The organism is Pseudomonas sp. D3-10 (assembly GCF_051132175.1).
In the GTDB taxonomy this organism is placed as follows: Bacteria; Pseudomonadota; Gammaproteobacteria; order Pseudomonadales; family Pseudomonadaceae; genus Aquipseudomonas.
In genome coordinates this window covers 814,696-828,162 of record NZ_CP071668.1, presented here as the reverse complement: position 1 = coordinate 828,162, position 13,467 = coordinate 814,696, and the positions used below count along the sequence as shown (strand labels likewise).

The window sequence follows — 13,467 nt, the reverse complement described above, 5'->3', positions numbered from 1 at the left end:
CCCGACGCCATCGGCAAAAGCCCTCACATTCCTGGAGACACCCATGACTGCGTTCAACTTGCAGCAGATCAAAGACGCTGGCTGGCTGAAAGAAGCCAACTATATCGACGGCCTGTGGGTGGCAGCGGATGACGCCAGCCACTTCGCGGTAAACGACCCAGCCACCGAGAGCCAGATCGGCCAGATCCCTTGGAGCGGCGCTGTTGAAACACGTCGCGCCATCGACGCCGCACAGGCAGCGTTCGCATCCTGGTCACTGACCACCGCGGCAGAGCGCGCCATTCTGCTCAATCGCATGGCGCAGTTGGTACGCGACAACCTCGACATCCTCGCCAGCATGCTGACGCTCGAACAAGGCAAGCCGCTGGCCGAAGCGCGCAACGAAATGAAACTGGGCGCCGACTACATTCAGTGGTTTGCCGAAGAGGCGCGGCGCATCAATGGCGAGATCATTCCCTCGCCTTGGAAAGACCGGCAGATCCTGGTCACCCGCGAGCCCGTCGGCGTGGTGGGAGCGATCTCGCCGTGGAACTTCCCCTTCTCCATGCTCTCGCGCAAAGTCGCTCCGGCGCTGGCGGCCGGCTGCACCATCGTCATCAAACCATCCGAATTCACGCCGTTCTCCGGCCTGCTCTATGGTGTGTTGGCGCAGCAAGCGGGCATCCCCGCCGGTGTGGTCAATGTCGTCACAGGCGACGGTGCCGCGGTGGGCGGCGAACTGTCCGCCAACCCGTTGGTGCGCAAGATCACCTTCACCGGTTCCACCCGCGTCGGCAAGCTGCTGTACAAGCAATCCGCCGACAGCATGAAGAAATTGTCGATGGAGTTGGGCGGCAACGCACCGACCATCATTTTCGACGACGCCGACCTCGACCTGGCCGTCGAAAATGCCATCGCCGGAAAATTTCGCAACAGTGGCCAGACGTGCGTATGCACCAACCGCTTCTATGTCCAGGACGGTATCTATGACGAGTTCGCTAAGCGCCTGACGGCACGGGTCCGGCAGCTGAAAATCGGCAACGGCTTCGATGAGGGCGTCGAGCAAGGCCCGCTGATCAACCAGGCCGCCGTCAGCAAGGTCGATGCGCACGTGCGAGACGCCCAAGCCAAAGGCGGTCGCGTATTGCTGGGTGGCAAACGCCATGCGCTCGGCGCGACGTTTTATGAGCCCACCGTGATCGCTGACGCCACAGCCGACATGCTCATCGCCCAGGAAGAGACCTTCGGCCCCGTGGCAGCGCTGTTCCGCTTCAGCACCGAACAAGAAGGCATCGACGCCGCCAACGCCTCCGAGTTCGGCCTGGCCGCGTACTTCTTCACCCGCGACCTGGCGCGCACCTTCCGCGTCTCCCGCGCCTTGCAGAGCGGCATGATCGGCATCAACGCCGGGGTCATCACCACCGTCGAAGCGCCCTTCGGCGGGGTCAAGGATAGCGGTATCGGCCGCGAGGGCTCGACTCATGGCCTGGATGAATACCTCAACCTCAAATACCTCAGCCTCGGTGGTTTGTAAGCCCACCCGACATTGACGCGACAAGGAATCGAATCATGGAACATCGCTCGTTGTCCGAGCCCACCTCGTTGGGCTCCATCACGCTGAAGAACCGCATCGTCATGCCGCCACTCACCCGCCAACGCAGCGGACAGCCCGGCGACATTCCCACGGCCCTGATGGCGCGCTACTACCAACAACGGGCCAGCGCCGGCCTGATCATCAGCGAAGGCACCCAGATCGAGCCTCGGGGCAAAGGTTATGCCTGGACGCCAGGCATCTACAGCCAGGCGCAGATCGATGGCTGGCGCACCGTGACCGACGCCGTGCATGCCAAGGGCGGGGTGATTTTCGCCCAGCTTTGGCACGTTGGCCGGGTGTCCCACAACGCACTGCAGCCCGACAACGCCGCCCCCATCGCGCCGTCGCCGATCCAGGCGCAAAAGGCCAAGGCCTTCATCGAAACCGGCCCTGGCACCGGTACTCTGGTGGAGCCGTCCATGCCTCGGGAATTGAGCGTCGCTGAGATCAAGACGCTGGTCGAACTCTATGCCCAGGCCGCACGCAATGCCCTGAGCGCCGGCTTCGATGGCATTGAAATCCACTCGGCCAATGGCTATCTGGTCAATCAGTTCATCTCGACCCATGCCAACCAGCGCACCGATGAATACGGCGGCTCGCTGCACAACCGCCTGCGCTTCTTGCGCGAAGTGGTGCAAGCCGTCAGCGCCGTGGTCGGGCCCGAACGCGTCGGGGTGCGCTTCACGCCGCTGTTCACCAGCACCGACGAAGACCGGGTGTACATCGGCTTTGTCGAAGAAGATCCGCACCAGACCTACATCGAGGCCATCAAGGTGCTTGAGCAAGCAGGCGTAGGCTACCTCTCGATCGCCGAAGCCGACTGGCCGAATGCGCCGGACCTGCCCGACGCGTTTCGTCGCGAGGTCAGACGCACGTTCAGCGGTCGCATCATCTATGCCGGTTTGTACACTGCGGATCGCGCGGCACGCCTGGTCGAAGCGGGCCTGGCCGACCTGGTTGCGTTCGGTCGTCCCTTCATTGCCAACCCCGACTTGCCTGAGCGCATCGCCAACGGCTGGCCGCTGAACACTCTGGACGCCGCTGGGCTGTATGGCGGCAACGAGCAAGGGTTCACCGACTACCCGCGGTACAGCCCCTCCACATCTGACGTAAAAGAAGAGGTATTGGCATGAACGAAGGAATCGCAGGCAAAGTCGTCCTGATTACCGGCGGCAGTACCGGCATCGGCGCCGAAGTCGCTCGCCTGCTGGCCGCACGCGGCGCCAAGGTGGCAGTGGCCGCACGGCGGACTGACAAACTGGAGGCCGTGGTGGCCGGGATCGCTCGCCAGGGTGGCGCGGCCAAAGCCTACACCCTCGACGTCACCGACAAACGCCAGGTCGAGGCCGTGGTCGCCGCGGTCGTGACCGACTTCGGCAAGCTCGACGTGCTGATCAACAACGCCGGACTGATGCCGATTCGCCCCATGGCAGAGGTCAACACCGATGAATGGGACGCCATGATCGACGTCAATCTCAAGGGCACGCTTTACGGTATTGCAGCGGCGCTGCCACGTTTCCTCGCGCAGGAAAGCGGACACATCATCAACCTGAGCTCCGTGGCTGGAGTGAAAGTCTTTGCACCCGGTGGAACGGTGTACTCGGGAACGAAGTTCGCCGTCAGCGCCATTTCCGAAGGCTTGCGCCAGGAAGTAGGCGACAAGGTTCGCGTGACGTCCATCGCACCCGGCGCGGTGGACAGCGACCTCAAGCACAGCACCTTCGGCACAGCCAAAGACACCGTGCTGGACTTCTACAAGAAAGCAATCCCGGCTGCCTCGGTGGCTCGTGCCATCGCTTTCGCGATCGAGCAGCCGAACGATGTGGACATCAACGAAATCGTGCTCCGTCCGACTCAACAGGAGTTTTGACAAAAGGGAAAGACAAAAGGGGACTTGACGGTAGAGGACTTCAGGTGCGGATCGTCCACCGGTACTCGGGACATACGTAGCCGCATCGAATGAATTTTTCTTCACCCCGGGTCTTCATGTGATCCGTTACAGTCCCCTCGCTCATTCAAGAAACTAAGGTTTTAGCCCGCTCTCCCGCGGGCTTTTTTTTGCCTGTCATTCCTCATCCCGACAAAAAAACTTTCAGATTCAGGACCAGCCGCCGATACAGCTCCGTTAAACGTTTTTGCTGGCTCTTAACAACAACAATCTTCCAGCCAACCGACGATCAAGCAGCGCAACGTTCCTGGAGGAATTTGATGAATAGCTGGTTTGGCAACATTAGCGTCAACATGAAACTGGGCCTGGGCTTCGGCCTGGTGCTGGTACTGACTTGTCTCCTGGCCCTGACCAGTTGGACCAGCCTGGGCGGCTTGATTGACCGCAGCAACTGGATGAGCGACATCACCCAGCTCAACGCTGGCCTGACCAAGCTGCGCGTCACGCGCCTGCAATACATGCTGACCAACGGCGACGAGACCGCCGCGCAAAATGTACAGACCACCCTTGATGGTTTCCTGGCGCAGCAGAACGCGCTGCTCAACAGTTTCAAAAGCCCTGCAAACGTCAAACTGCTCAAAGAGCAGAATGCGACCATCAACGCCTATCAAGTGTCGCTGAACAAAATGCGCAGCGCCTACCGTACCGGCAACACCGCCCGTGAGGTCATGGGCGCAAACGCCGAGACGGCCTACAAGCTGATCGAAGCAATCGATTCGGACGTCAAGCAGATGGCCCTCAGCGATGAACGCTTTGAGCAGTTCCAGGCCATTACCCAGACCAAGCAGGCGTTCATGCTGGCTCGTTATGAAGTGCGCGGTTATACCGCCAACCCCAACGCCGATACCGAACGCAAGGCCTTCGCCCAACTGGATGCCGCCATCGCGTCGCTCAAGCCGCTCGATGAATACTTCGCCAGTACCCGCCAAGGTGAGCTGCGCCAGCTTGAGTCGACCCTGGTCCAATACCGCAGCGCCGTACAGGCTTTCAAATTGGCCACGGCCGATGTTGTACAGGCACGCAAGGAAATGACTGACCAAGGCGCGGCCATCGTCTCCCTGAGCGAGCAGCTGTACCAGATCCAACTTGATCGTCGCGACGCCGAAAGCGCCCAAGCCCGCACGCTGCAACTGGTCAGCACCTTGCTGGCCTTGTTGGTGGGCGTCATTGCCGCCGTGGTCATCACTCGCCAGATCACTCGCCCGCTGCGTGAAACGCTCGCCGTGGTAGAGCGCATCGCCGGCGGCGACCTGTCGCAGAACGTTATCGTTACCCGTCGCGATGAACTCGGCGTCTTGCAACAAGGCATCGCCCGCATGGGCGTGACCTTGCGCGACCTCATCAGCGGCATCCGCGATGGCGTGACGCAGATCGCCAGCGCCGCCGAAGAGCTGTCGGCCGTCACCGAGCAGACCAGCGCCGGGGTCAACAGCCAGAAAGTCGAGACCGACCAGGTCGCGACCGCCATGCATGAGATGACCGCCACGGTCCAGGAAGTCGCCCGCAACGCCGAAGAAGCGTCCCAAGCCGCGGCCGCCGCCGACGGCGAAGCCCGTGATGGCGACCAGGTGGTCAACGAAGCCATCGCTCAGATCGAACGCCTGGCCAGTGAAGTGGTGCGCTCTACCGATGCGATGACCGTTCTGCAGCAGGAAAGCGACAAGATCGGCGCGGTGATGGACGTCATCAAGGCCGTCGCCGAGCAGACCAACTTGCTGGCGCTCAACGCCGCCATCGAAGCGGCCCGCGCCGGTGAAGCCGGTCGTGGCTTCGCAGTCGTCGCCGACGAAGTCCGTGGCCTGGCCCAACGCACGCAGAAATCCACCGAGGAAATCGAAGGCCTGGTGGCCGGCCTGCAGAACGGCACCCAGCAAGTGGCCGCGGTGATGAACAACAGCCGCAACCTCACCGACAGCAGCGTGGCACTGACCCGCAAGGCCGGCGTGTCACTGGAGAACATCACCCGCACGGTGTCGAACATCCAGTCGATGAACCAGCAGATCGCGGCCGCCGCCGAGCAACAGAGCGCCGTGGCCGAAGAGATCAGCCGCAGCATCCTCAACGTGCGCGATGTCTCCGAACAAACCGCCGCCGCCAGCGAAGAGACCGCAGCGTCCAGTGTTGAACTGGCGCGGTTGGGCGGTCAGTTGCAGCAGATGGTCAGTCATTTCAGGGTTTGATTACGCAAACGCCCGCTTCCAATGGAAACGGGCGTCTTGCCTACCGATGCAGCTCAAGCATTCCAGGGGTTGATCACCTCAATCCCCGGAAACTCGAAGTCTCTTATGTTGCGTGTGGCAATCGGCGCGCCGTGAGACCGGCAAATAGCCGCAATTTGCGCATCGGCCATACCCGCCGCCTTACCCTTGGCCTCACACGACGCAACAAGCGTTGCGTACTCAACAGCCGCATGGGCATCAAAAGATAAAATCCTGCCTGCAAAATCCTCTTCAAAAATTGCCATCGCATGGGATTCGAGCTTCTGCTTTCGCTTGCCGAAGGGCAGCCTGGCTATACCATGAAGAATTTCCGCTACCGTGATAGCGCAGATGACCAGATCCATCGCTGGCTGTGAATCGACCCAAGTCAGAACTTTTGTATCCGGCTCAACGCGCATGAATTCGGAAATCACATTGGTATCGAGGATTATCATTCAGAGAAATCCAACGCCTTTGCTTTTTCGTCACGGGACGGTAGGTCAAGCTCAACGCCCCCCAGGGCCCGGAACCTGTTTCGAATACGACTTCCCAATCCTCCCGCAGAATTAACCGTGGCCAGTGCGCGCCCCAGGATAAGACGAGCCTCTTCCTCCATTGAATGACCATTGTGAGCCGCAGCGATACGCAGTTGCTCTTTTATTTGATCATCTAGATTTCGAATCGTGATACTAGCCATAACGCCACCGCAATCAATGAAATCATTGACTGCAAGATTAGTCGACGAGTCGTCGAATTGTCCAGCCGCCGTTACACACTGATCGCGTTCGTAAAGACCAACCGATTCCCAAACGGATCCATCACGGTCATGTCCTGGCTACCCCACGGCATGGCCTGGATCTGTGGATGGGCGTAGCGATATTGCTTGGCGATCAATTGCTGCTGGAAGACTTCCAGTTCATCAGTCTCGATTCGCAACGCCGAGCCCGGCGTGCAATCGCCATGGTGCTCGGACAGGTGCAGCACGCAGTCACCACGGGAGACTTGCAGGTACAACGGAAAGTCGTCACCGAAGCGGTGTTGCCAGTCGACGGTAAAGCCCAGGAAGTCGACATAGAACGCCAACGCCTTGGTTTCATCGAAGATCCGCAGGATCGGAGTGGTTTTACCGAAGCTCATGGGTTGCTCCCTGGCTGAAAAGACCCAGTTTAGATGGGTTGACCCCAATGCTTCGGCCTGTGATTGGGCTTCTTTAGTGTCGTAGTGCCATTATTGTGACGTCAACTAATGCAACTGCTTGTCTTTGAATGCTATCGGGAGCAGTGAAATCCGTGGCGCAGGTCGCCTTCACGCGCCAGGAAACGTCCTTCTCTTTTGCCATTCGCTTGCCCTTTGCAATAACTCAGGATGCCGTTGACCCACACGCCGTCAATGCCTTCCGCCGCCCGTTGCGGTTCGTTGAAGTCCGCGACGTCGCGGATGGTCTGTGGATTGAACAACACCAGGTCCGCCCAATGTCCTTCACGTATTTCGCCCCGCTCCTTCAGGCCGAAGCGCGCGGCTGAAAGCCCTGTCATCTTGTGGACGGCGGTATGCAGCGGAAAAAGCCCGATGTCTCGACTGAAATGTCCCAAGACTCGAGGGAAAGCGCCCCACAGCCGTGGGTGCGGAAAGGGGTCTTCGGGCAGGCCATCAGAGCCGACCATGGACAAAGGGTGCGCGAGGATTCGTCTTACATCGCTTTCATCCATGCCGTAATACACCGCACCTGCCGGCTGTAGGCGACTCGCCGCTTCCAGGAGCGACACGTCCCATTCGGCGGCGATGTCTGCCAGGTCTCGACCGCCCATGGGCGGATGCGGTGTCGACCAGGTGATGGTGATGCGGTGGGCATCGGTCACCTGTTTGAGGTCCAGTGTCGAAGAGCTCGCCGCATAGGGATAGCAGTCACAACCAACTGGGTGGGTTTTCGCCGCGTTTTCCAACGCCGCGAGCACCTGTGGACTACGTCCCCAGTTACCGGCGCCGGCACATTTGAGGTGGGAAATAATGACCGGGCTCTGGGCATGACGACCTATCTGAAACGCCTCGTCCATGGCTTCCAGCACCGGCTCGAATTCGCTGCGCAGATGGGTGGTGTAGACCGCGCCGAATGCCGCCAACTCTTCGGTCAATTGCATGACCTCGTCAGTGGATGCGCAGAACGCGTTGGCATAGGCCAGGCCGGTGGACAGGCCCAGCGCACCGTCCTCCAGGCTTTCACGCAGTTGCTGACGCATGGCGGCGATTTCTCCTGCGCTGGCGGTGCGCAACAAGTCGTCCAGATGATTGCTGCGCAGCGCCGTGTGCCCGACCAAGGCGGCTACGTTGACCGCTGGTGTCGCCGCCTCCACCGCCGAACGATAATCAGCGAAGCGTGGGTAGGCAAACGCCTGGGCGGTGCCGAGCAGGTTCATCGGGTCCGGCGGATCGCCCTGAAGGCGAACCGGCGACGCGCTGATGCCGCAGTTGCCGACGATCACCGTGGTCACGCCCTGGCTGAGCTTGGGCAGCATTTGCGGTTGGCGGATGACCACCGTGTCGTCGTGGGTGTGCACGTCGATGAATCCTGGCGCCAGCACGCGGCCAGCGGCGTCGATTTCGTCAACCGCCCGGGTGTCGCCCAGATCGCCGATGCGCTCGATGCGACCCGCGCGAATCGCCACGTCGGCGTTATAGCCAGGCTTGTCGTGACCATCGATCACCAAGGCGTTGCGGATGAGTGTGTCGTACAGCATTTCAGTCTCCCAGCGGCAGGCGATCGTCGCCGCCACGGTAATCGTCCAGGGCAAGCTTGACCCGCCGCAGGCGCTCTTGATTGTCTTGCGGATGAGCCAGCGCCAGTTCAGTGGCGAGCACATCGATGGCCAGCAGCATGCCGTAGCGCGCCGCCGTGGGTTTGTAGATGAACGAGGTTTCGGCGCCTTGCAGCGGCAGCACCACGTCGGCCAGGCGGGCCAGTGGCGAGTCGGCACGGGTGATGGCCAAGATCGGAGCACCGTAGCCGCGGGCCAGTTCAACCGCGCTCAACAACTCTGGCGTGATACCAGTCAGTGAACAGGCAATCACCAAGTGTTGATCGCTCAGCGAAGTGGCCGTGATGCGCATCATCACCGGGTCGCGGCAGGCGGCGATCGAGTAGCCGAAACGCACCAGGCGCACCTGTAATTCTTCGCCACACAGCGCCGACCAGCCACCGAGGCCGAACGCATGGACCATTCGTGCCTTGCCGATCATCCGTACCGCATCGCCGAACTGCGGCTCTTCGAACGCTGCCAAGTGCTGACGCAACGTCGATTCGATGTCCCCAACGATCTGTCCATAAAACGCCGATTGCTCGGGCGCGCCGGCGGGGTCGAGGAAGCGGCTGCCGACGCCACTGGCCTGGGCCAGTTGCAGGCGTAGGTCTCGCAGATCGCGGCAACCGACGGTACGGGCAAAGCGCGACAGCGTGGCGCTGCTGACTTCCGCGCGCTGGGCCAACTCTTCCAGGCTGGCGGAGGCGGCAAATCCTACGTCGTCGAGCATCAGCCGGGCGATTCTTCCTTCGCCGGCGCTGAAAGAATCCTGACGGGAGCGGATCTGGTAGAGGATGTCCATGACGGTTCCTTGCAATGGCGGTCAGAGCACGCGGGCAAGCCCAAGGGTCAAGGCGAACGCGACCAGGGATATCAATGTCTCGAGCACGGTCCAGGTCTTGAACGTTTGCGTGACGGTCATATTGAAGTATTCCTTGATCAGCCAGAAGCCGCCGTCATTGACGTGGGAAAAGATAACCGACCCAGCTCCGGTCGCCAGCACCAGTAACTCGGGATGGGGATAACCCAGGCCAATCGCCACGGGCGCGACAATACCCGACGCCGTCGTCATCGCCACCGTGGCCGACCCCGTTGCAACACGCATCAATGCGGCGAACAGCCACCCCATCACCAAGGGCGACAATTGAAACTCCTGGGCCAGGCCGACGATTTGCTGAGTGACCCCGGCATCCACCAAAATCCTGTTCAAACCACCGCCCGCCCCCACCAGCAAGGTGATGCTGGCCGTCGGCGCCAGGCATTCGTTGGTGAACCTGAGGATCGACTCGCGGCTGAAGCCTTGGGCGAGGCCGAGGGTCCAGAAGCTGAGGATGGTCGCCAGCAGCAGGGCGATCACCGAGTTGCCGATAAACAACAAGAACTGATTGAAACCGCTCCCCGGCGTGGAGATCAGGTTGGCCCAGCCGCCAATCAGCATCAGGATCACCGGCAACAGAATCGTCCCCAGCGTTATGCCGAAGCCAGGCAGATTGGCCCGTGGCTCCCGATCGAGAAATTGGCGCTCCAGCGGGTTTTCAGCGGGCAGTTGGATGCGCGGTACGATGAACTTGGCGTACAGAGGTCCGGCGATGATCGCAGTGGGAATGCCGACCAGGATCGCGTACAGCAAGGTCTGCCCCACCGACGCCTGGAACGCCTGCACCGCCAGCATCGCCGCCGGGTGCGGCGGTACCAGCGCATGGACCACCGAAAGCCCGGCGACCATGGGCAGCCCCACCATCAAAATCGACACGCCCACGCGTCGGGCGATGGTAAAGGCGATAGGCACCAACAGCACAAAACCGACTTCGAAAAACAGCGGCAAACCGACCAGGAATGCGATGCAGACCATTGCCCAATGGGCATTGCGCTCGCCGAATCGTTCGATCAACGTCTGCGCCATCCGCTCCGCGCCGCCGGACTCGGCCATCATCTTGCCGAGCATCGTGCCAAGGGCCACCACCAGCGCGATGTGCCCCAGCGTCTTGCCGACACCCGCCTCGTACGCCCCCACCACACCCGAGGGCGGCATCCCGGCCAGCAACGCCAGGCCGATGGAAACCAGGGTAATCACGATGAACGGATTGAGCCGGTAGCGCGCAATCAGGACGATCAATGCAATGATGGCAATGGCCGCGTAGACCAATAGCCAATAACCGAAAGCAGGTGCCATGCGTTACTCCTCGAATGGGGTCACGTCGATGTGTTGTGAAAGTCATAAATCATTTCGACGGGAAATCTTCAAACCCACTGAAAGTAATTTTCGCGCACAGACAAAAAATGTCGCTGATGGACATCGCGACAGGGCGACGATGAAAATTCAGCGCAAGATTTTCATCGCCCACAGACGACTGGCCGCCCTGCACTCAATTCCGTACCATCCGCACCTGTCTTCACACCGCTTCCCCGGCAGCCGACCGTCCACCGGCGCCCAGTCAGGTAAACCATGAAACCAGCACGCCTTCGCGCCGACGCCCTCGCCGGCCTCACGACTTCTTTCGCCTTGCTCCCCGAATGCATCGCCTTCGCCCTGGTGGCCCACCTCAACCCACTGATGGGGCTGTACGGCGCGTTCATCATTTGCACGCTGACCGCGTTGTTCGGTGGTCGGCCCGGGATGGTGTCGGGCGCGGCGGGGTCCATGGCGGTGGTGATCGTCGCGCTGGTGGTACAGCACGGCGTGCAATACCTGTTGGCGACCGTGCTGCTGGGCGGGTTGATCATGACGGCGTTTGGGCTGCTGCGACTGGGCAAGCTGGTGCGCATGGTGCCGCATCCGGTGATGCTGGGGTTCGTCAATGGCCTGGCAATTGTCATCGCTTTGGCGCAACTGGAGCATTTCAAGCGCGACGGCGCCTGGCTCAGTGGCCCCACGCTCTACCTGATGGTCGGCCTGGTGGCGCTGACGATGGCCATCGTCTACCTGCTGCCGCGCCTGACCCGCAGCGTGCCGCCCGCCCTGGTGGCGATCCTCGGCGTTGGCCTGGCGGTCTATCTGCTTGGCTTGCCTACCCGGACGCTGGGCGACATGGCGCACATTGCAGGCGGCTTGCCGGTTTTCGCCCTGCCGGACATTCCCTGGAATCTCGAAACCCTGCTGATCGTCGCGCCTTACGCCGTCATCATGGCGATGGTCGGTTTGTTGGAAACCCTGCTGACCCTGAACCTGACCGACGAGATCACCGAGAGCCGCGGTTATCCTGACCGTGAATGCGTGGCGCTGGGCGCGGCCAACATGGCCTCCGGGTTGTTCGGCGGCATGGGCGGTTGCGCCATGATCGGCCAGACGATGATCAACCTCAGCTCGGGCGGGCGCGGGCGGATATCGGGCGTCGTGGCCGGGGTGATGGTGTTGCTGTTCGTGTTGTTCTTGTCGCCGCTGATCGAGCGCATTCCGCTGGCGGCGCTGGTGGGCGTGATGTTCGTGGTGTCGCAGCAGACATTCGCCTGGGCCTCGTTGCGAGTGGTCAACAAGGTACCGGCGAACGATGTGCTGGTGATCATCGCGGTGACCGTCATCACGGTATTCACCGACCTGGCCGTCGCCGTGCTCTGCGGGATTATCATCGCGGCGCTCAACTTCGCCTGGCAACAAGCCCGGGAGCTGTATGCCGACGCGCAACTGGAAGCGGACGGCAGCAAGCTCTATCGCGTGCACGGCACCTTGTTCTTCGCCTCGACGACGCCGTTTCTCAACCAGTTCGACCCGGCCAACGACCCTGATCTCGTTACCCTTGACTGTCGTCACCTGAGCTTCGTCGACTACTCGGCCATCGCCGCGCTGATGACCCTGCGCGAGCGCTACAGCAAGGCCGGCAAGCACCTGCGGGTGTTTCATCTGTCCGAGCGTTGCAAGCGAATGCTCAAGCGCGCGGATGTGCACCACGATTGACAGGACCCCGGCACAAAACTTGTGGGAGCGAGCTTGCTCGCGACAGCGTTGGGCCAGCCATATCAATGCTGACTGACCCGGGGCCATCGCGAGCAAGCTCGCTCCCACAGGTTCCACGCTTTAATTAACGATCTGGTCGGCTCTCTTGGGACTCGAAGCGTACCCGGCGAGCTTGCCCTGGATGAAGTCCAGGAAGCACTGGATGCGCAGGGCCAGTTGGGAGTTGCGGTAGTACACCGCATTGATCGGCTGGCGATAACCGCTGTTGGCATCGGCGAGCAACACCTTGAGCCGACCGGCGCGGATGTCGTCCCGGGTCATGAAGTCCGAGAGGCAGGCAATGCCCTGCCCTTGCAGCGCCAGGTGACGCACCGTTTCGCCGCTGGACGCACTGATGGCCGGCTGGATCGGCCAGCGATCGCCGTGGATGTGACGCAGTGGCCACTGGTTGAGCCCGTCGTTCTGGGCAAACCCCAAAAGCGAATGTTCCGCCAGTTCGGCAACGCTTGAGGGCGTCCCCCGCCGCTTCAAGTAAGCCGGACTGGCAAGAATGTGCAACGGGCTGCAACCCAGTGAGCGGGCATGGAGGGTCGAGTCCGTGAGCGTACCGATACGAATGGCGACGTCCGTGCTTTGTTCGAGCAAATCGATGATCAAGTCGTTGCTGTTGAGCTCCAGCTGGATATCCGGATACAGCGTGCGGAACTCTTCGATGTGGGGGACGATGGCGTGGAGCATGAACGGCGATGCCGCGTTGATCCGCAAGCGCCCGGCGGGGGTCTTATGGCGAGACGACAACCGCTCTTCCAGCTCATCCATCTGGTCGAGAATGCCCTTGGCCTGCTCGAAGAAGTACTTGCCCTCCTCAGTCAGGTCCATGCGCCGCGTGGTGCGGTTGATCAACGTGGTGTCGAGCTTGGCTTCCAGGCGCGACAAGGTGCGACTGACCGCCGAGGGCGTCTGCCCGACTTGCTCGGCGGCGGCGGAGATCGACCCGCATTCGATCACGCAGACGAAGATCTGCAACTCGTCGGATCTGGCTTTCACAGGTGTCCTCTCGC

General features: G+C 61.3%; 12 protein-coding genes and 1 pseudogene. 6 read left to right on the top strand and 7 right to left on the bottom strand.

The features are described 5' to 3' along the window. Nucleotides 1-43 precede the first annotated feature (43 nt). The 5 genes and pseudogenes from J3P90_RS03520 to J3P90_RS03500 all read left to right on the top strand — a co-directional run bounded on the left by J3P90_RS03520 (nt 44) and on the right by J3P90_RS03500 (nt 5,701). Nucleotides 44-1,513, top strand: a complete 1,470-nt coding sequence (locus J3P90_RS03520; protein ID WP_434560783.1) for an NAD-dependent succinate-semialdehyde dehydrogenase — start codon at nt 44-46, stop codon at nt 1,511-1,513. A gap of 35 nt (nt 1,514-1,548) precedes the next feature. Further along, entirely contained in the window at nt 1,549-2,706 is a 1,158-nt protein-coding gene (locus J3P90_RS03515) for an alkene reductase (protein ID WP_434675834.1), read from the top strand. Then, complete coding sequence (locus tag J3P90_RS03510; RefSeq protein ID WP_434649019.1) at nt 2,703-3,443, top strand: SDR family oxidoreductase; 741 nt, start codon at nt 2,703-2,705, stop codon at nt 3,441-3,443. The genes J3P90_RS03515 and J3P90_RS03510 overlap by 4 nt, the downstream gene beginning before the upstream one ends. 338 nt (nt 3,444-3,781) lie before the next feature. Further along, nucleotides 3,782-4,795: pseudogene (locus J3P90_RS03505) on the top strand (methyl-accepting chemotaxis protein); the annotation flags it as partial. Between the two features lie 42 nt (nt 4,796-4,837). Next, nucleotides 4,838-5,701: a methyl-accepting chemotaxis protein gene (locus J3P90_RS03500; protein ID WP_434676535.1), complete on the top strand. Its 864-nt coding sequence runs from the start codon at nt 4,838-4,840 to the stop codon at nt 5,699-5,701. A gap of 53 nt (nt 5,702-5,754) precedes the next feature. On the opposite strand, the gene J3P90_RS03495 is transcribed toward J3P90_RS03500, so the two are convergent. From J3P90_RS03495 to J3P90_RS03470, 6 genes are all read right to left on the bottom strand, one after another. After that, complete coding sequence (locus J3P90_RS03495) at nt 5,755-6,174, bottom strand: type II toxin-antitoxin system VapC family toxin (RefSeq protein ID WP_434560789.1); 420 nt, start codon at nt 6,172-6,174, stop codon at nt 5,755-5,757. After that, on the bottom strand, nt 6,171-6,416 hold the full coding sequence (locus J3P90_RS03490) for a FitA-like ribbon-helix-helix domain-containing protein (RefSeq protein ID WP_434560791.1): 246 nt from the start codon (nt 6,414-6,416) through the stop codon (nt 6,171-6,173). Before J3P90_RS03490 ends, J3P90_RS03495 begins: the two co-directional genes overlap by 4 nt. A 71-nt stretch (nt 6,417-6,487) precedes the next feature. Then, nucleotides 6,488-6,856, bottom strand: coding sequence for a glyoxalase superfamily protein (locus tag J3P90_RS03485; protein WP_434560793.1), 369 nt, complete (start codon nt 6,854-6,856; stop codon nt 6,488-6,490). A 131-nt stretch (nt 6,857-6,987) separates the two neighbouring features. Then, nucleotides 6,988-8,454 (bottom strand): N-acyl-D-amino-acid deacylase family protein, encoded by a 1,467-nt coding sequence (locus J3P90_RS03480; protein WP_434649021.1) that lies wholly within the window; start codon nt 8,452-8,454, stop codon nt 6,988-6,990. A gap of 1 nt (nt 8,455) precedes the next feature. Next, nucleotides 8,456-9,316 (bottom strand): MurR/RpiR family transcriptional regulator, encoded by an 861-nt coding sequence (locus tag J3P90_RS03475; RefSeq protein ID WP_434675833.1) that lies wholly within the window; start codon nt 9,314-9,316, stop codon nt 8,456-8,458. Nucleotides 9,317-9,337: 21 nt separating this feature from the next. Next, a complete protein-coding gene (locus J3P90_RS03470; protein ID WP_420765634.1) occupies nt 9,338-10,687 on the bottom strand; it encodes a gluconate:H+ symporter in 1,350 nt (449 codons plus the stop codon). A 273-nt stretch (nt 10,688-10,960) separates the two neighbouring features. On the opposite strand from J3P90_RS03470, the gene J3P90_RS03465 reads away from it, so the two are divergent. Continuing rightward, nucleotides 10,961-12,406 (top strand): SulP family inorganic anion transporter, encoded by a 1,446-nt coding sequence (locus J3P90_RS03465; protein WP_434675832.1) that lies wholly within the window; start codon nt 10,961-10,963, stop codon nt 12,404-12,406. Between the two features lie 120 nt (nt 12,407-12,526). Here the strand turns inward: J3P90_RS03465 and J3P90_RS03460 are convergent, their stop codons facing one another. Further along, nucleotides 12,527-13,453 carry a LysR substrate-binding domain-containing protein gene (locus J3P90_RS03460; protein WP_434560799.1) on the bottom strand — a complete coding sequence of 309 codons (927 nt, stop codon included), beginning with the start codon at nt 13,451-13,453 and terminating at the stop codon, nt 12,527-12,529. Nucleotides 13,454-13,467 lie beyond the last annotated feature (14 nt).